Origin of the sequence: Pseudomonas fluorescens, assembly GCF_018614775.1 — a bacterium.
Lineage (GTDB): Bacteria > Pseudomonadota > Gammaproteobacteria > Pseudomonadales > Pseudomonadaceae > Aquipseudomonas > Aquipseudomonas fluorescens_BY.
Genome location: NZ_JAGGOF010000087.1, coordinates 24,158 through 41,953 on the forward strand (window position 1 = coordinate 24,158; position 17,796 = coordinate 41,953).

Genomic DNA, 17,796 nt, shown 5'->3' on the forward strand with positions numbered 1-17,796 from the left:
AAAACGGACTGAAACTTATATTAGATTCAGATCATTGACCTGGCGGAAGATGACGACATCTTAACGCTCAGGAGTCCGTTCATGCTGCCCAGCCTGTTTATCTCCCATGGCTCACCGATGCTTGCCCTGGAGCCTGGCGACAGCGGCCCGGCACTGGCGCGTCTCGCCGCAGAACTGCCCAGGCCCACCGCCATCGTCGTGGTGTCCGCCCATTGGGAGAGTGATGAACTGCTGGTCAACGCCAACCCACGACCACGCACCTGGCATGATTTCAGTGGTTTCCCACCGGCCCTGTACCAGGTGCAATACCCGGCGGCAGGGGATCCAACCCTGGCCGCCCAGGTAGCAGATCTGCTCAACGCCGCACATTTGCCGGCACGCCTCGATGCAGAACGACCCGCTGACCACGGCGTCTGGGTGCCCTTGTCGTTGATGTATCCTGCGGCCGACATCCCGATAGTGCAGGTGTCCCTGCCCAGCCGCCAGGGACCGGCACTGCAAACCCGGGTCGGCCAGGCCCTGGCGAGCCTGCGCCAGCAAGGTGTCTTGCTGATCGGCTCCGGCAGCATTACCCATAACCTGCGCGACCTCGATTGGAATGCCGGCCCGGAAAGCGTCGAGCCCTGGGCCCAGGCCTTTCGCGACTGGATGGTGGAGAAGCTGGCGGCCGACGACGAGTTGGCACTGCATGATTACCGTCGTCAGGCGCCCAACGCCGTGCGCAGCCATCCCAGCGATGAACATTTGTTGCCGTTGTATTTTGCCCGAGGGGCCGGTGGTGCGTTCAGTGTTGCCCATCAAGGGTTCGAGATGGGCACGCTGGGGATGGATATCTACCGGTTTGACTGACTGATGGACCAGGTCGCCCCCATCGCGAGCAAGCTCGCTCCCACAGGGGTTTGTGAGCGGTGAAAATCCAATGTGGGAGCGAGCTTGCTCGCGATGGGCGTCCACCCCACTCTCCCTGAAGAAACATCAAACAACAGGCAAAAAAATCCCCGAACCAGTCGGGGATTTTTTTGTTCGATCAATCAGCCCGTGAGCCGATCAATCTTCGCGATAGCGACGCAGCTTGAGTTGCTTGCCGGCCACACGAGTGTCCTTGAGCTTGGTCAGCAACTTCTCCAGACCATCTTCCGGCAGTTCCACCAGGCTGAAGCTGTCACGCACCTGAATGCGACCGATCGCTTCACGCGCCAGGCCACCTTCGTTGAGGATGGCACCCAGCAGGTTCTTGGCAGCGATGCCGTCACGAGCACCCAGGGCGGTACGGCAGCGAGCGCGGCCTTCGCCCAACGGGATCGGTGCACGACGCTCACGGTCACCACGGTCCGGACGGTCACCGGTACGCTCGGGACGGTCGCCACGCGGTGCGTTGTTCGGCACCAGCGGACGTTCCTTCTCGATCGCAGCCAGGGTCAGCGCCTGACCATTGGTGGCCTTGCGCAGCAGCGCAGCGGCCAGGGCACGCGGGGTGCAACCGATGTCGGCGGTCAGGCGATCAAGCAGATCACCGTGGGTCGATTCGGCGTCAGCCACCAGCGGCGACAGGCTGTTGGTGAGTTTCTTGATACGGGCATCAAGAACGGCCTGGGCGTCCGGCAGGCGAACTTCGGCCACCTTCTGACCGGTCACACGCTCGATCACTTGCAGCATGCGGCGCTCACGCGGGGTGACCAGCAACAGTGCACGACCTTCGCGACCGGCACGGCCGGTACGGCCGATACGGTGAACGTAGGATTCCGGATCGTACGGCATGTCCACGTTGAACACGTGGGTGATACGCGGGACGTCCAAGCCACGAGCAGCGACGTCGGTCGCCACAACGATGTCCAGACGGCCATCCTTGAGCGAGTCGATGACGCGCTCACGCTGGTTCTGGGCAATGTCGCCGTTCAACGCAGCGGCTTTGTAGCCTTTGGCTTCCAGGGCGCTGGCCAGGTCCAGGGTCGCTTGCTTGGTGCGTACGAACATGATCAGGGCGTCGAAATCTTCGACTTCCAGCAGGCTCAGTACGGCCGAGGTCTTCTGGTCGGCGTGAACCAACAGGTGAGCCTGTTCGATCGCGGTGACGGTCTGGGTCTTGGTCTGGATCTTGACGTGTTGCGGATCGCGCAGGTGGCGCTCGGCAATGGCCCGGATCGACTGCGGCAGGGTGGCCGAGAACAATACGGTCTGACGGGTCGCTGGAAGCGCCTTGAAGATGGCTTCCAGGTCATCCATGAAACCCAGCTTGAGCATTTCGTCGGCTTCGTCGAGAACCAAGTGGTTCACAGTGGCCAGTACTTTTTCGTCACGACGCAGGTGGTCGCACAGACGACCCGGAGTGGCGACAACGATCTGTGCACCATTACGGATGGCTTTCAGTTGCGGCCCCATCGGGGCACCGCCGTAAACGGCCACAACGGTAACGCCAGGCATTTGCTTGGCGTAGGTTTCGAAAGCGGTTGCTACTTGCAGCGCCAACTCTCGGGTTGGCGCCAGGATCAGGGCTTGCGGCTCGCGCTTGGCAGGATCGATGCAATGCAGGATCGGCAAGGCGAACGCGGCGGTTTTACCCGTACCGGTTTGCGCCTGACCAATCATGTCATGGCCGGCCATGATGATCGGGATCGATTGCTGCTGAATAGCCGAAGGTTCTTCGTAGCCGGTCGCTGCGACGGCTGCAAGAATGTTCGGATTGAGATTGAAAGCGGCGAAGCCGCCGAGTTCCTGGGTCATGGGTCTGCCTCTAAGTGCATCCGCAAAGACCCATGCTCCAAAGCTGCGCATGCCGTGTTGAGACTCAAGAGTCGCCCTGGCAGCTTTGTCGGCGGGGATTTGCGAAAACGAATGAATGAATAAGAACGTCGTGGGTGTATCCGTTGTGCGGACATGCAACCGGAGCTGGCTCCGAAAATTGCATTACCTTGACGCGGCCCGGCTAAAGGCCGGCGCGCACTATACCGGAATTCGGCCAAAAAGGGAGATATTTTTGTGGGAGCCAGAGCGGTGAGCGCGCGCCTGTGGGAGTAAAGCTTGCTCGCGACAAGAGCAACTTGATATCCCCGAAATAGGTGGCGCCTGCATCGCGGACAAGCCTTGCTCCCAACGACTCAGTTGTGACAGGTGTAGCCTTTACAGATTCAGCGTCCCGATGGACTGGCCTCAGGTTGCCGGCCGGATCGCCTTGATCAGCGGTAGCAGCGAATAGCCCAGTCGCGGCGCCAGTGCCTCGGCGCGGGCGACCAGTCCTGGCATGTCCAGTGCCTGGTCCAGGTCCGCCGGCACAATCAGGATCACGTTGCCCTCCTTCACCGGCAGTTCCCAGTAATGCCGATGGTACAAACCCCGCAGCAGTGCCGCGCCCAACGGCTTGCCATCGTCGGTGGCCCATTGGTTGATCACCAGCCAGCCACCCGGGTTGAGGCGCTTCTGGCAGTTTGCCAGGAACCCCCAGGCCAAGTGCCCGACGCCAGGGCCGACATCGGTATAGAGGTCAACGAAGATCAGGTCCGCCGGCTCGGCGGTTTCCAGCAGTTCCAAGGCGTCGCCAACGCGGATATACAACCGCGGATCGTCATCCAGCCCCAGGTATTCAATCGCCAGGCGCGGCACGTCGGGGCGCAGTTCGATGGCTTCGACGTCCTCCAGCGGCAGGAACTTGAGGCAGGCCTGGGTCAGCGTCCCGGCCCCCAGGCCCAGGAACAGCGCGCTTTCCGGCTGTTCATGGCACAACGCACCGATCAGCATGGCGCGGGTGTAATCGTATTCGAGCCAACTCGGGTCAGCCGTGAACACGCAGCTTTGCTCGATGGCATCGCCAAACTCGAGAAACCGGTAATCGGCCACTTCGAAGACCCGGATCATGCCGAACTCGTCGTGCACCTCGGCGAGCAGATGCTCGACGCGCTCCTCTGTCATTTCATCTCCTGATGGTTGCCGGACGGGCCGCGCAAAGGTGCGATTGTCGCGAAGCCACGCAAACAGGTCACGCACTAATTTGCTGATAACATGGCCGTCCGAGCGTAAATCACCTAGAGATCATGATGAGCCAACCCTGGAGCCCTGACAGCTGGCGCGCCCTGCCGATCCAGCAGCAACCCCGTTACCCCGATGCCGCGCATTTGTTGCAGGTGGAGCAGACCCTGGCCAGCTATCCACCGCTGGTGTTTGCCGGTGAGGCCCGGGAGCTGCGCCGTCAGTTCGCCGAGGTGACCCAGGGCCGGGCCTTCCTGCTGCAAGGCGGCGATTGCGCCGAAAGCTTTGCCGAGTTCTCGGCGGCGAAGATCCGCGACACCTTCAAGGTTCTGTTGCAGATGGCGATCGTCATGACCTTTGCCGCCGGTTGCCCGGTGGTCAAGGTCGGGCGCATGGCCGGGCAGTTTGCCAAGCCGCGCTCGGCCAACGACGAAACCATCGACGGCGTCACACTGCCGGCGTATCGGGGCGACATCGTCAACGGCATCGGTTTCGACGAAAAAAGCCGCGTACCGGACCCGGAGCGATTGCTGCAGTCCTACCACCAGTCCACCGCCACCTTGAACCTGTTGCGCGCCTTCGCCCAGGGTGGTTTCGCCGACTTGCATCAGGTGCACAAGTGGAACCTGGACTTCATCGCCAATTCGGCCCTGGCGGAAAAATACAGCCACCTGGCCGACCGCATCGATGAAACCCTGGCATTCATGCGCGCCTGCGGCATGGACAGCTCGCCGCACCTGCGTGAAACCAGCTTCTTCACCGCCCACGAAGCGCTGCTGCTCAATTACGAAGAAGCCTTCGTGCGCCGTGACAGCCTGACCAATGACTATTACGACTGCTCGGCCCATATGCTCTGGATCGGCGACCGTACCCGCCAGCTGGACGGCGCCCACGTCGAATTCCTGCGCGGGGTGAACAACCCGATCGGAGTCAAGGTGGGGCCAAGCATGGACCCTGACGACCTGATCCGGCTGATCGATGTGCTCAACCCGGACAACGACCCGGGTCGCCTGAACCTGATCGCCCGGATGGGCGCCAACAAGGTCGCCGATCACCTGCCGCCGCTGTTGCGCGCCGTGAAGCGTGAAGGCAAGCAGGTGTTGTGGAGCTCCGACCCGATGCACGGCAACACCATCAAGGCCAGCAGCGGCTACAAGACCCGGGACTTCGCGCAGATCCTTGGCGAAGTGAAACAGTTCTTCCAGGCCCACGCAGCGGAAGGCACTTACGCCGGCGGCATCCACATCGAAATGACCGGACAGAACGTCACCGAATGCATCGGCGGTGCACGGCCGATCACCGAAGATGGGCTGTCGGATCGATATCACACCCACTGTGACCCACGGATGAATGCCGACCAGTCGCTGGAGTTGGCGTTTTTGATTGCGGAAACGTTGAAGCAGGTCAGGCGGTAAATTTTTGTCGCCTGTCAGATCGCTATCGTGAGCAGGCTCGCTCCCACAGTTGATCGTTGGTGAACACAGGATTTGTGGGGAACACGATTAATGTGGGAGCGAGCCTGCTCGCGATAGGGCCCGCTCAGTCACCCACGAGCTGGGCCAACACCCCCGCCAACCGAACCCCACCCACCCGCTGGCAGTTGAGCTGCACCCGCTCCAACCCCAACCAGTTCGCCATGCGCCGCAGGTTCGCCGCCAGGGCCTGCACACCCTCTTCGTCCAGCCCGGGCGTTTCCTCGTGCACGGCATGCACCGCCAATCGACCCAAGGCCCGCTCCGCCCTGAGGTCGACCCGCGCAGCGATACGTTCGTTGTGCAGGAACGGCAAGACGTAGTAGCCATACACCCGCTTGTGGGCCGGCGTATAGATCTCCAGCCGGTAGCGAAAGTCGAACAACCGCTCGGTACGGCTGCGCTCCCAGACCAGCGAATCGAAGGGCGACAGCAACGCGCTGGCCGCCACTTTGCGAGGGATTTTCACTGCGGGTCGACACCAGGCCGACTGCTTCCAGCCTTGCACCTCGCAGCGCAACAGCTCACCGGCTTCCTCCAGTTCAGCCAACCGCCCGCGGCAATCCGCCGGGTCAAGGCGAAAGTAGTCGCGCAGGTCTTTTTCCGTGCCGACGCCCAAAGCCTGCGCGGCGTGCACCAGCAACGCGCGTTGGGCCTGGGCTTCGTCCGGCAGCGCTTGTTGCAGAACTTCGGCCGGGAGCACCCGCTCCGGCAAATCGTAGAGCCGCTCGAAACCCCGTCGCCCGGCCACCGTCACTTCACCCGCGGCGAACAGCCATTCCAACGCATGCTTCTCATCGCTCCAGTCCCACCAGGGCCCGGCCTTTTCCTGGCGCGTGGACAAACTGCCCGCGCCCACCGCGCCCTGCTCGCTGACGGTAGCCAGCACGCGGCGAATGACGTCCTGCCGATCCTGGCCGAAACGCGCCAATTGCTGGTAGATCCCCTCACCACGGGCCGCACGTTGCATACGCCAGCGCATCAGCGGGTACAGCGACATTGGCAGCAACGATGCTTCGTGGCCCCAGTATTCGAACAGGGTTCGACGTCGACCCTGGCTCCAGGCCGCTTGATCGAGCAGATCGGGGTTGTAGTGACCGAGACGGGAGAACAGCGGGAGATAGTGCGAGCGCACCAACGCATTGACTGAATCGATTTGCAGGACGCCGAGGCGGTCGATCAGGCGATTGAGGCGCGAGGGTTGCACCGAAGCTGGCGGCGACCGCCCATCGAATCCTTGGGCGGCCAACGCCAGGCGCCGGGCCTGTTTGAGGGTAAAGGACAGCGTCGCGGGCATGGAGATCTCCTTGTCTGCTCGCAACCTACCTCACCAATAAGGGGTTTGTGTAGGGAAGGATGGCTCATTTGTGCATTGGGTCATCCCAGAATGGCCGCACCACCTCCTGCTCCACGTCGGCACGGCTGATACCGATGTCCTTGAGCGCCTCGTCGCTCATTCCGGCAAGCAGCTCGCGTTCATGGTGCAATTCGTACCAGCGGCTAAACTTGTGCAACAGCGCGCTGACCGAGAAGCCGTGGGAGAGTTTGTCTATCAGTAGATAGCCTTTTTGACCTTTCATCGTGATGTCCTCCGTTGGGGATGGCTCAAGTCTCGCGCTAACGCTAAGATCAATCCAACGAATGTTTCTTATGCAATACATCTCGGAGATTGATCAATTGTCGAGTTACCCAAGCATCGATACGGAAGTGCTGCGTACCTTCGTCGCCATCGCCGACCAGGGCGGTTTCACCCGCGCCGGTGAATTGGTCAATCGCACCCAATCCGCCGTCAGCATGCAGATGAAGCGCCTGGAAGAAGATGTCTTGCAGCGGCGGCTGTTCGAGCGCGATGGACGCCAGGTCAAGCTCACCGCTGAAGGCCAGGTGCTGCTCGGCTACGCCCGGCGGATCCTCAAGCTGCACAGCGAGGTGTTCAACACCTTGCGCGAACCACACATGGTCGGCACGGTGCGCATCGGCACGCCGGACGACTACGTGATGCGGTTCCTGCCGGGAATCCTGCAACGCTTCGCCCAGTTCTACCCGCTGATCGAAATCGAGGTGCACTGCGAATCGTCCAAGCAGCTGTTGCTACGCCAGGACCTGGACCTGTCCATCGTCACCCGCAAACCGGGGGATGAAATCGGCCAGTTGCTACGCAAAGAACGGTTCGTCTGGGCCGAAGCCGCTTGCTTCAATGTCCATGAACAAACCCCGCTGCCACTGGCGATGTTCAACAGTGATTGCTTCTGCCGGCAGTGGGCTTGCAATGCCTTGGATGCCATGGGCCGCGAGTATCGCGTGGCGTACAACAGCTCCAGCCTGTCGGCGCTGATGGCCGTGGTCGGCGCCGGCCTGGCGATCACAGCACAACTGGAGAGCCTGTTGACCCCGGACATGCGCGTACTGGGCGAGGCCGAAGACCTGCCGGAACTGCCCGAGGCCAGCATCATGCTGATCCGCAACCTGCACAACCCTTCGCCGATCACCGAGTGCCTGGCCGAGCACATCGTCGAAGGCTTCAAACTTTAAGGGCGAGCAGCACCGCGCACAGCACCAGGAAACCGCAGAACAGCCCGCGCAGCAGCCGTTCCGGCAAGGCGTGGGCGATTTTCACCCCCCAACTGATGCTCAGCAGGCCACCGACGGCCAGCGGCAGGCCGATGCTCCAGTCCACCTCATGGTGAAAAGCATAGGTGGCGAGGGTCACGCCGGTACTCGGCAAGGCCAACGCCAGGGACAACCCCTGGGCAACCACTTGGGTGGTGCCGAACAGGCTGGTCAGGATCGGCGTCGCGACGACCGCTCCGCCGACACCGAACAAGCCTCCCATGGTGCCGGACGCCGCCCCCAATACGCCAAGCCATGGCCAGCCATGACGCATCTGCGCCGAAGCCGGCGTCGTCGCGGTGAACATACGCACAAGGTTATAGGCGGTCAGCGCGATCAGGAAGGCCACAAAGCCGATCCGCATGCTTTGCGCGTCGATGCCCACGGCCCAGATCGAACCCAGCCAGGCAAAACAGAACCCCATGGACGCCAGCGGCAGGACATGGCGTAGTTCAATGCGATTGCGCTGGTGATAGCGCCACAGCGCGAGCATGACGTTGGGTACCACCATGACCAGCGCGGTACCCTGGGCGAGCTGTTGATCAAGACCGAACCACACGCCCAGCACCGGAATTGCAATCAGCCCGCCACCGATCCCGAACAATCCCCCCATAGTGCCCAATACGGCACCGAACAGCAGAAACACCCCAAACTCGATCACAGACGGCTCCCCTTTTACCAGAACGCCTATCCTACGCAGTCGCCGCCAGCGGGGGAACGCAACTTCTGATCAGAACGCCAGAATTATCTGGCGCATTAAAGGTTCGCCCGCTAGATTCACAACGATATTCAGTTTGAAGGTTCTGCCATGAGCACTCCGCGTGACACCCCTGAAGCCTGCGAAGCCCTGTTGCTCGACAACCAGGTCTGTTTCGCCCTGCATTCCACCTCGTTGCTGATGACCAAAGTTTACAAGCCGCTGCTCCAGGCCCTGGGCCTGACGTATCCGCAATACTTGGCGATGATGGTTTTGTGGGAAAAGGATGGGCTGACCGTCGGCGAAATCAGCACGCGCCTGCTCACCGATCCCGGCTCCCTGACCCCACTGCTCAAGCGCCTGGAGGCTGAAGGCCTGTTGAGCCGCACCCGCAGCCGCGAAGACGAACGCGTGGTGATCGTCGAACTCACTGAGCAAGGCCGGGCCCTGCGTGGAAAAGCCCTCGACATCCCTCAGTGCATCCTCGCCGCCAGCGGCCAGACCCTGGAGCAACTGAAGAAGCTGCAGCTTGACTTACAAGCCTTGCGCGGCCACCTGCAAGACGCCCTGTAGCCCGCTGCCTGGCAGTTAAGCCATCACAGCGGGAGCATGGCGGCTCGCGATGGTCTCAATACAACTAACATCCCCATCCGCTGACCCACCGCCATCGCGAGCAGGCTCGCTCCCACCCTGATCTTCGATGGCCGCAAATTTCCGCTCGCCGCAAATCCCCCTGTGGGAGCGAGCCTGCTCGCGATGGCGTCAACACAGCTACCTTCCCATCCGCTGACCCACCGCTCCCAACGTCTTTGCCCAAAAAAATCCTCGCTTACAACACCTCTAAAACAAGGGTTCCAGGCCCTCCGAGATTGAAAATTCAATTTTCCTTGAAAATTTATCTTGCGCACTAATTATTAGCGCTATACATTCTCTCCACACCTACTTAGCGCGCAAACATTTAGCGCAGAATAACCACTCAAGCGAGGCTTCCAAATGCAAACTCTCTACACAGCAATCGCAACCTCCACCGGCGGCCGTGATGGTCGTGCGATCTCCAGCGACAACATTCTCGACGTCAAACTCGCCACACCTAAAGAACTCGGCGGCGCCGGCGGTGCAGCGACCAACCCTGAGCAATTGTTCGCCGCTGGCTACTCGGCCTGCTTCATCGGCGCGTTGAAATTCGTTGCCAGCCAAAGCAAACGCAAGATCCCGGATGACGCCTCGATCACCGCTCATGTCGGCATCGGCCAGATTCCTGGTGGTTTCGGTCTCGATATCGATCTGCACATCAGCTTGCCGGGCCTGGACCAGACCGACGCGCAGAGCCTGGTGGACGCAGCTCACCAGGTCTGCCCGTACTCCAACGCCACCCGTGGCAACGTTGATGTGCGCCTGCACGTCGCCGTCTAACCCCTGAGTCCGGACTCGAACCTAAGGACACGCACATGAACACGCTCAGCAAAGCCTTGACCGGTACCCTTCTCGCACTCAGCGTCAGCAGCGCCTTCGCCGACGGCATCGTCGAACACAACACCCAGGCTTTTCTGGATGCGCTGAACGCCGGTACCGGCAAGCCACTGGAGCAACTGTCGCCCAAGGACGCCCGCGCCGTGCTGGTCGGCGCGCAGGCGGGGGCCAAGCTGACCTTGCCCAAGGCCGATGTCAGCGAGAAAACCATCCAGGCCGATGGCCAGTCGATCAGCCTGACCATCGTCCGGCCAGCCGGGGTCAAGGGTGAGTTACCCGTGTTCATGTTCTTCCACGGCGGCGGCTGGGTATTGGGCGACTTCCCCACCCACGAGCGGCTGGTACGGGATCTGGTGGCGGGCTCGGGCGCCGTCGCGGTGTTCGTCAACTACACGCCTTCACCCGAGGCGCATTATCCAGTGGCGATCAACCAGGCCTACGCTGCGACGAAATGGGTGGCCGAGCATGGCAAAGAGCTCAATGTCGACGGCAAGCGCCTGGCTGTAGCGGGCAACAGCGTTGGTGGCAACATGGCGGCCGTCGTGGCGCTGATGGCCAAGGACAAAGGCACGCCGGCCATCCGCTTCCAGGCGCTGCTGTGGCCGGTGACCGATGCCAGCTTCGAGACCGCGTCCTACAACCAGTTCGCCGAAGGGCACTTCCTCAGCAAGAACATGATGAAGTGGTTCTGGGATAACTACACCACCGACGCCGGTCAGCGCGGTGAGATTTATGCCTCGCCGCTACGGGCCAGTACCGCGCAACTCAGGGGCCTGCCGCCAGCGCTGGTCCAGACCGCCGAGGCTGATGTACTGCGCGACGAAGGTGAAGCCTATGCGCGCAAACTGGACGCCGCCGGCGTGCCGGTCACGGCCGTGCGCTACAACGGCATGATCCACGACTACGGTTTGCTCAACGTGGTCAGCCAGGTGCCAGCGGTGCGTTCGGCGATGTTGCAGGTCTCTGAAGAACTCAAGCAGCACTTGAAGTAACGGACAGTGGAGGGCTGTGGGAGCAAGGCTTGCCCGCGATGAAAACAGCGCGGTATCTCTGGAACCGAGGTGCCTGCATCGCGAGCAAGCTTTGCTCCCACACAAGCTTTACCTCAGACCCTACCCTGCCACTGAACCAACATGATCCAGCAGAAATAAAAAAGCCCGACTCAATGGTCGGGCTTTTTTCATACAAAAAACTTCGCTTATTTAGCGCGGCCTTTGTAGGAACCGCCTTCGCGGGTATCGATCTCGATCATGTCGCCGATTTCGATGAAGTCAGCGACCGACAGTTCGGTACCGTTCTTCAGTTTGGCAGGCTTCATCACCTTGCCGGAAGTGTCACCGCGAGCGGAGCCTTCGGTGTAGTCAACCTGACGCACGATGGTGGTCGGCAGCTCTACGGATACCAGGCGCTCTTCGAAGAACACGGCTTCGCAGACGTCGGTCATGCCTTCTTCGATAAATGGCAGAACGCTTTCGATGTCTTCGGCGTTCAGCTCGTACATGGTGTAGTCAGTGGTGTCCATGAACGTGTAGGTGTCGCCGCTGATGAAGGACAGGGTCGCTTCCTTGCGGTCGAGGATCACGTCGTCCAGTTTGTCGTCGGCGCTGTAGACGATCTCGGTCTTGTAACCGGTCAGCAGGTTCTTCAGCTTGGTCTTCATGATCGCGCTGTTACGACCCGACTTGGTGAACTCAGCTTTCTGAACCAGCCAAGGATCGTTTTCGAGACGGATCACGGTCCCGGGTTTCAGTTCTTTACCAGTTTTCATTGCGAATATCCGAATTTGGATGGGATTTACAAAAATCTAGGCCGCGTATCATATCCAATTTCCATAAAACTTCACCAGCGCTGCGGCAAGATCGGCTCGCGAGGCCTGTTCCAGAGACCATGCCTGGGCATGTTCGGCCAGTTCCTGCTGCTGTTCGCGGCAGGCTCTCCAGTGTTCGGCCATGTCCTGGCCGGCGTTCCAGGCCCGCCAGAGACCGCTGATCGCTTTTTCCGCCGCCGCCGAAAGCCCCCGGGTGTAGAGCCGGAGAAACGCCTCGAGCTTTTCCAAGTGAACGTCCTCTTCCTGCTGGTAGATGTGCCAGAGCAGCGGCCGACCGGCCCACTGGGCACGGACGAAGGAGTCTTCGCCACGCACCGCATTGAAATCGCAGCACCACAGCAGTTGATCGTACTGATCCTGGCGAATGAACGGCAGTACCTGCACCGTCAGGGAGCCGCGTCGATGCACTGCGCCCACCGTCAGGCCATCGACCCCGAGCCAACGCTCGACATCACCCAGCACCCGGCCCTCGGGCACCACAGCATGAAACGCCTGGGTATCGGCGGCCAGGGTGTCGAACCAACTGGCCAGCCCGGCGTTTTCATAGGCAAACAGCGAGATCAGGCAAGCGTCCGGCGCCCGATCGACGCCCAGCCCTTGCAGGAAAATTCGCTGCGCCCCGGCATCCTGCTGAAATTGCCGACGGCGCTCCACAAGACCCGCCTCACGCAGCAGGCCACCGGTGCCCTGCTGGAAGCCTGGAAAAAAGAAATATTTCTGCACGTGTTTGTATTTGACCGACGGCAAGCCGTGGCATCCGATCACCCAGTCCTCGGCGCTCAAGTAATCGAGGTTCATCCACAACGGCGTGGTCGGGCGCGCAGCCATCGCATCCATATAAGCGCCCGGCAATTGGCAGGCAAAGGCCGCGATCACCACGTCGGCCGCCTCGGTGGCCGGCCACGCCTCGGGCCAGTGACGCACCTCCACCCCCTGCTGCCATTGCTCGGACAGCGTGACATCAACTTCCGGACACAGCCGCTCGAACGCCCGCAGGTCATCGACCCACAGCCGCACCGCGCATTGATGCTCGGCCACCAATTGCCGAGCCAGGCGCCAGGTGACCCCAATGTCGCCAAAGTTATCGACGACGGTGCAAAAAATATCCCAGCGCACGGCCATTCCCGACTCCCTGTGGCAAAGGCCTGATTGTCCCGAATAAACCCGGCGTGCAGAAGAGCCGACGGCGATTAATCTTCATGCGACAATCACCGCCTACCCATGCCCCTGCCAGGAAGCAGCCATGCCTGATTACCCGCCCGCCCCGCGTCTTTCAGCCCTGAAATTGACCGTCAGCATCGCCCTCGGCCTGTGGCTGGGCTTCCTTGCCATCGTCCTGACGGGCTGGTTGCTGTCGAAATACCTCCTCGGCGAGCCACTGGCGCCGGTCGCTGCGGCCGTGCATCAACTGGCGCAACCGCCGGCGGTACCAGCCGCAGTGCAACCGGCCCCGGAACCGCCTACGCCGATGTTCGAGCAGTACCAGCAAAACCTGCAGCGCAACGAGCAGCGGCAAGCCCTCGATCAGGCTCGTAACAACCCCCGCAACCTGTCCAACCCCAAGTGCCAGTTCTGGCTGCAGCAGGACCAGACCGCGCCCAATGAAAAAAGCCGCGCCAACGTCCTGCAATTCTGCGAATGATCATGAACAAGCAAACTGTCCACCAACTGATTCTCGACAAGCTCAAGATCGATCTCGAGATCGCCGAACGCGCAGCCCAAACCGCGTATGAGACCGCGACCCACGAAGAAAATGTCGCCGAGAACAAATACGACACCCTCGGCCTGGAAGCTTCCTACCTCGCCGCAGGGCAAGCCAGGCGCGTGGAAGAAATCCGCCAGGCCCTCGCCCTTTGCCAGAACCTGGTACTCAGGCCCTACGACGAGCAGCGCGGGATCCAGGTGGGGACGTTGATCGGGCTGGAAGATCAAGACGGTCGCCAGCAATGGCTGTTCCTGGGACCGGATGCGGCGGGGTTGAAGGTTTCGCTGGTGGGGCAACCGATCACCGTCATCACCCCTCGCTCGCCGCTGGGCCGAGGCCTGCTGGGCAAGTCCGAAGGGGATGAAGTGGAGATCGTCGTGGCGGGTGCCCGGCAACACTTTGCTGTCACCGAGGCGATCTAGAAACGCGGTTCAATGCACCGGCAGTTCGACGCCGTCGAACAGTTCTTCGAGTTCCTGCTTGTTGTGGCACTGGATGGCCTTGGCCATGACCTCCCGGGTCAGGTGCGGGGCGAATTTCTCGATGAAATCGCACATGAACCCCCGCAGGAAGGTGCCGCGTCGGAAGCCGATCTTGGTCACGCTGGATTCGAACAACTCGCTGGCATCGAGCACCACCAGGTCATTGTCGAGCTTGGTGTCGACGGCCATTTTCGCCACGATGCCAACGCCCAGGCCAAGGCGCACGTAGGTCTTGATCACGTCGGCGTCGGCCGCGGTGAACACCACTTTGGGGGTCAGGCCCCGGTGGCTGAAGGCTTCGTCGAGCTTCGACCGGCCGGTGAAACCGAAGACGTAGGTCACGATCGGGTATTCGGCCAGGGCTTCGAGGGTCAGCTTCGGCAACTTGGTCAGCGGGTGGCCCTGGGGCACCACCACGCAACGATTCCAGCGGTAGCACGGCATCATCACCAGGTCGCCGAACAACTCCAGGGCCTCGGTGGCAATGGCGAAGTCCACCGTGCCGTCGGCGGCCATTTCGGCGATCTGCATCGGCGAGCCCTGATGCATGTGCAACGCAACGTCCGGGTACTGCTTGATGAAATTGCTGATCACCGGCGGCAGCGCATAACGGGCCTGGGTGTGGGTGGTGGCAATCGACAGGGTGCCTTTTTTCTCGTTGGAGAATTCCTGGGCGATCTGCTTGATGCTTTCGACCTTGCGCAGGATCTCGCCCGCCGTGGTGATGATGCGCTCGCCGGCCGGGGTCACGCGGGTCAGGTGTTTGCCGCTGCGGGCGAAAACTTCGACACCGAGTTCGTCTTCCAACAGGCGGATCTGTTTGCTGATGCCGGGTTGCGACGTGTAGAGGCTCTGGGCGGTAGCGGAAACGTTGAGGTCGTGGTGCGCCACTTCCCAGATGTAGCGCAGTTGTTGAAGCTTCATATGAATCCCTCAAAGCAGTTGGACGTCACGGGCATCAGCGACGGTATATAACTATATGAAAGGTTTTGACAATAAATCTAGAACTTTTTATAAAAGGCCATCATATAGCCTCATGCCTCTCCTTGGCGTCGCCGCTGCACCAGCGGCACCAGGTAGACCGGCACCCGGGACAACTGCAGTACCCGGGCGGCGGTCCTGCCCAAGGGGCTTTCACCATCCGCCCCCTGGCAATGACTGCCGACGATCAGCAAATCGACCGAGAGTTTCGCCGCCTGCTCGAGAATGACCTGGGACGGATCACCCTGGAATACCCTGACCGATCTGATCAGTTGCAAGTCCTGCTGCCCCTCCCCCAACTCTTCGCGAAAACTGTCGAGAACCCGTTGTTCGATGTTGGCCATCACCGTATTCAGACCCTGCCGATGGAATTCGTTCAGCGCCTGCTCATCGAGATAGCTTTGCAACACCGATTCGGCGAACAACCCCATTGGCTCTACCGCATGCACCACATACAACTCGGCTTTAAACGTCCGTGCCAACGCCAAGGCATGCTGCATCACATAAGGGGCGTAGAGCCCCAGGTCTGTGGCGTACAGCATCGAACGAATCATGAGACCTCCTCGCGTGCCAGAATGGCGGAGATGGATTCAGCTTAGCAGCGCCTCGGGGTCCATGACGTTCCGCTTGGCGCCCTGAACAAGCGGCCATCAGGGCTTCAACTCATTACTGATGCCATGGGGGACGTGCCCCGTGGCGACCACTTCGCGGGCGAGCTCGCAGTGACCGGTCTGGTCGTCGAAGAACACGTCGGCGGCGAAGGCTTCGAGGAATGCCGACTTGGTCAGGCCGCCGAGGAACAGCGATTCATCCAGGCGGATATCCCACTCGCGCAAGGTACGGATGACCCGCTCGTGGGCCGGTGCCGAACGGGCCGTCACCAGCGCCGTGCGGATGGGACAGGCGTCCTCGGGAAATTCGCGCTGCAGTGCATTGAGCGCCGCCAGGAAGCCCTTGAACGGCCCGCCTCGCAAGGGCTCGCGCGCCGACTGCCGTTCGCTGGCCTGGAACGCCTCCAGACCACCGGCCTGATAGACGCGCTCCGATTCATCGGAAAACAGCACCGCGTCGCCATCGAAGGCAATCCGCAGTTCTTCGCTGGCGGCACGGCTGGCACCGCCAGACAGAATGGTCGCAGCCGCGAACCCGGCGTCCAGGGCACTGCGCACGTCCTCGGCGTGAGTGGACAAAAACAGATCGCAGCCGAACGCCTTGAGGTAGGGATAAGGACTGCGACCGCCGGCAAATGCGGCGCGCGAGATCGCCAGGCCATAGTGATGGATCGAGTTGAACACCCGCAGGCCGGTGTCGGCGCTGTTGCGCGAGACCAGGATCACCTCGACCCGGGCTCGACCCAGGTGCGCATTGAGGCTCAGCAGCTTTTGCACGAGGGCGAATGCATCCCCCGGTTCCAGCACTTCGTCTTCATGTTCGATCTGGTATTGCCGGTAGGCCTCGACGCCGCCCGACAGGTACACCTTGTGGCTTTCACTCAGGTCAAACAGCGCCCGCGACGAAATCGCCAGCACCAGCTTGTCGTCAATGTTGTTTGCCATGTCGCCCCCATTCCCCTTCAGCGGTTGCGTTGATCGACAAACGCCAACGCCTGGTACAAAGCTTCGATCCTCGGCAGCTCACACCCCACCGCTTTTGCCGCCGCCAGTGGCCGGCGATAGATGGCGTCCAGCTCCAGCGCCCGCTTGTGAGAATAATCGTGATACATGCTCGGCCAATAGTCGGGCATCTTCTCGGTCATCGAGAACAGATACTCGGCGTAACCCGGGGCGATGTGATGACCGCAGGCCTGCGCACCGCGCACCACCTCCCTCATCAGTGCCCGGATCAATTGGCGGCTGGCATCGTCGGCCATCAACGGCGTGGTGCTTGCCCCCAGCAGCACCGAAAGACCGTTGTAGGGCACATTCCACACCAGCTTCTGCCAACGGGCCTGTTGCAGGTCCGGCATGGCCTGGGAGTCGATACCGGCGCGGCGGAACAGCGCCGCAGCCTCTTCGACAATCGCCATGCGTTCAGCCTGATCGGCGCACGGACCGCTGTGGTAACCGACATTGACCGCCCCCAGCGCCTGGTGGGCGATAATGCCGGGGCCGACACGATGCACGCAGACCAGGCACAGGCCGCCCAACACGTGCAGCGATTCAGGTAACAGCGGCCGCAGGTCCTCCTCGACATCCAGGCCGTTCTGCAGCAGCAGGACTTTTGCACCGTCGGCCGCGGCCTGGAGGATGGCCGGGGCCAGGTCGGCGTTGCTGGTGGTCTTGGCGCCGACCAGCAGCCAATCGCAGGGCGGCATATCGGCTGCCGAGCGATACGCCTGGACCGGGTCGAGGGTCAGCGCGCCATGCACCGTGCTGTCGACCTGCAAGCCGCGCTCGACCACGGCTGCGAATTCGCTGCGCAGTAAAAAGTGCACATCAAAACCGGCCCGCGCCAGCAGCACGCCATAGAACCCGCCAATCGCCCCGGTGCCGATCATGCCAATCCGCGGTTTTACCCCTGCCTGCATCTTTGCGACTCCTCTGGTAAAGCGGTGAAAGCGAGCCTTGCCCGCGAGGAAGTCTACCCGTTTA

General features: G+C 61.4%; 19 protein-coding genes. 8 read left to right on the forward strand and 11 right to left on the reverse strand.

The genetic code is table 11. The features are described 5' to 3' along the window. Positions 1 to 81: 81 nt before the first annotated feature. On the forward strand, positions 82 to 849 hold the full coding sequence (locus J7E36_RS20280) for a DODA-type extradiol aromatic ring-opening family dioxygenase (protein WP_215006926.1): 768 nt from the start codon (positions 82 to 84) through the stop codon (positions 847 to 849). A 198-nt stretch (positions 850 to 1,047) separates the two neighbouring features. Here J7E36_RS20280 and J7E36_RS20285 read toward each other — a convergent pair whose 3' ends face one another. Beyond that, complete coding sequence (locus tag J7E36_RS20285) at positions 1,048 to 2,721, reverse strand: DEAD/DEAH box helicase (protein WP_215006929.1); 1,674 nt, start codon at positions 2,719 to 2,721, stop codon at positions 1,048 to 1,050. Between the two features lie 426 nt (positions 2,722 to 3,147). Beyond that, entirely contained in the window at positions 3,148 to 3,903 is a 756-nt protein-coding gene (locus tag J7E36_RS20290) for a spermidine synthase (protein ID WP_215006932.1), read from the reverse strand. 125 nt (positions 3,904 to 4,028) lie between these two features. On the opposite strand from J7E36_RS20290, the gene J7E36_RS20295 reads away from it, so the two are divergent. Then, positions 4,029 to 5,375 (forward strand): class II 3-deoxy-7-phosphoheptulonate synthase, encoded by a 1,347-nt coding sequence (locus J7E36_RS20295; protein WP_215006935.1) that lies wholly within the window; start codon positions 4,029 to 4,031, stop codon positions 5,373 to 5,375. A 124-nt stretch (positions 5,376 to 5,499) separates the two neighbouring features. Here the strand turns inward: J7E36_RS20295 and J7E36_RS20300 are convergent, their stop codons facing one another. Then, a complete protein-coding gene (locus J7E36_RS20300) occupies positions 5,500 to 6,729 on the reverse strand; it encodes a winged helix-turn-helix domain-containing protein (protein ID WP_215006938.1) in 1,230 nt (409 codons plus the stop codon). Positions 6,730 to 6,793: 64 nt separating this feature from the next. Further along, positions 6,794 to 7,012, reverse strand: coding sequence for a DUF1127 domain-containing protein (locus tag J7E36_RS20305; protein ID WP_215006942.1), 219 nt, complete (start codon positions 7,010 to 7,012; stop codon positions 6,794 to 6,796). Positions 7,013 to 7,109: 97 nt separating this feature from the next. Here J7E36_RS20305 and J7E36_RS20310 point away from each other — a divergent pair, with 97 nt between their 5' ends. Further along, positions 7,110 to 7,964 carry a LysR substrate-binding domain-containing protein gene (locus tag J7E36_RS20310; protein ID WP_172679721.1) on the forward strand — a complete coding sequence of 285 codons (855 nt, stop codon included), beginning with the start codon at positions 7,110 to 7,112 and terminating at the stop codon, positions 7,962 to 7,964. On the opposite strand, the gene J7E36_RS20315 is transcribed toward J7E36_RS20310, so the two are convergent. After that, positions 7,954 to 8,703: a sulfite exporter TauE/SafE family protein gene (locus tag J7E36_RS20315; protein WP_215006945.1), complete on the reverse strand. Its 750-nt coding sequence runs from the start codon at positions 8,701 to 8,703 to the stop codon at positions 7,954 to 7,956. The two genes, J7E36_RS20310 and J7E36_RS20315, sit on opposite strands and share 11 nt — an antisense overlap. Before the next feature lie 147 nt (positions 8,704 to 8,850). Between J7E36_RS20315 and J7E36_RS20320 the strand changes: the two genes are divergently transcribed. The 3 genes from J7E36_RS20320 to J7E36_RS20330 all read left to right on the forward strand — a co-directional run bounded on the left by J7E36_RS20320 (position 8,851) and on the right by J7E36_RS20330 (position 11,201). Next, the gene (locus J7E36_RS20320) at positions 8,851 to 9,312 is read left to right on the forward strand and encodes a MarR family winged helix-turn-helix transcriptional regulator (protein ID WP_215006948.1); all 462 of its coding nucleotides are present in this window, start codon (positions 8,851 to 8,853) and stop codon (positions 9,310 to 9,312) included. A 420-nt stretch (positions 9,313 to 9,732) separates the two neighbouring features. Next, positions 9,733 to 10,152 (forward strand): organic hydroperoxide resistance protein, encoded by a 420-nt coding sequence (locus J7E36_RS20325; protein WP_215006951.1) that lies wholly within the window; start codon positions 9,733 to 9,735, stop codon positions 10,150 to 10,152. A 35-nt stretch (positions 10,153 to 10,187) separates the two neighbouring features. Further along, positions 10,188 to 11,201 carry an alpha/beta hydrolase gene (locus J7E36_RS20330; protein WP_215006954.1) on the forward strand — a complete coding sequence of 338 codons (1,014 nt, stop codon included), beginning with the start codon at positions 10,188 to 10,190 and terminating at the stop codon, positions 11,199 to 11,201. A 206-nt stretch (positions 11,202 to 11,407) separates the two neighbouring features. Here the strand turns inward: J7E36_RS20330 and J7E36_RS20335 are convergent, their stop codons facing one another. Together J7E36_RS20335 and earP are read right to left on the reverse strand one after the other, a co-directional pair. Next, positions 11,408 to 11,977, reverse strand: coding sequence for an elongation factor P (locus J7E36_RS20335; RefSeq protein ID WP_003199385.1), 570 nt, complete (start codon positions 11,975 to 11,977; stop codon positions 11,408 to 11,410). A 48-nt stretch (positions 11,978 to 12,025) separates the two neighbouring features. After that, entirely contained in the window at positions 12,026 to 13,159 is a 1,134-nt protein-coding gene (gene earP / locus J7E36_RS20340) for an elongation factor P maturation arginine rhamnosyltransferase EarP (RefSeq protein ID WP_215006957.1), read from the reverse strand. A gap of 121 nt (positions 13,160 to 13,280) precedes the next feature. Between earP and J7E36_RS20345 the strand changes: the two genes are divergently transcribed. Both J7E36_RS20345 and J7E36_RS20350 read left to right on the forward strand, forming a co-directional pair. Then, positions 13,281 to 13,679, forward strand: a complete 399-nt coding sequence (locus J7E36_RS20345; protein WP_215006959.1) for a hypothetical protein — start codon at positions 13,281 to 13,283, stop codon at positions 13,677 to 13,679. A gap of 2 nt (positions 13,680 to 13,681) precedes the next feature. Then, on the forward strand, positions 13,682 to 14,164 hold the full coding sequence (locus tag J7E36_RS20350; RefSeq protein WP_215006962.1) for a GreA/GreB family elongation factor: 483 nt from the start codon (positions 13,682 to 13,684) through the stop codon (positions 14,162 to 14,164). 9 nt (positions 14,165 to 14,173) lie between these two features. Here the strand turns inward: J7E36_RS20350 and cysB are convergent, their stop codons facing one another. The 4 genes from cysB to J7E36_RS20370 form a co-directional block, all read right to left on the reverse strand. Then, entirely contained in the window at positions 14,174 to 15,148 is a 975-nt protein-coding gene (gene cysB / locus J7E36_RS20355) for an HTH-type transcriptional regulator CysB (RefSeq protein WP_003183769.1), read from the reverse strand. Positions 15,149 to 15,258: 110 nt separating this feature from the next. Beyond that, positions 15,259 to 15,759 (reverse strand): universal stress protein, encoded by a 501-nt coding sequence (locus J7E36_RS20360; protein WP_215006965.1) that lies wholly within the window; start codon positions 15,757 to 15,759, stop codon positions 15,259 to 15,261. Positions 15,760 to 15,855: 96 nt separating this feature from the next. After that, positions 15,856 to 16,761: a 5'-nucleotidase gene (locus tag J7E36_RS20365; protein WP_215006968.1), complete on the reverse strand. Its 906-nt coding sequence runs from the start codon at positions 16,759 to 16,761 to the stop codon at positions 15,856 to 15,858. A 17-nt stretch (positions 16,762 to 16,778) separates the two neighbouring features. Then, positions 16,779 to 17,732 (reverse strand): putative 2-dehydropantoate 2-reductase, encoded by a 954-nt coding sequence (locus J7E36_RS20370; protein ID WP_215006971.1) that lies wholly within the window; start codon positions 17,730 to 17,732, stop codon positions 16,779 to 16,781. Between the last annotated feature and the right edge of the window lie 64 nt (positions 17,733 to 17,796).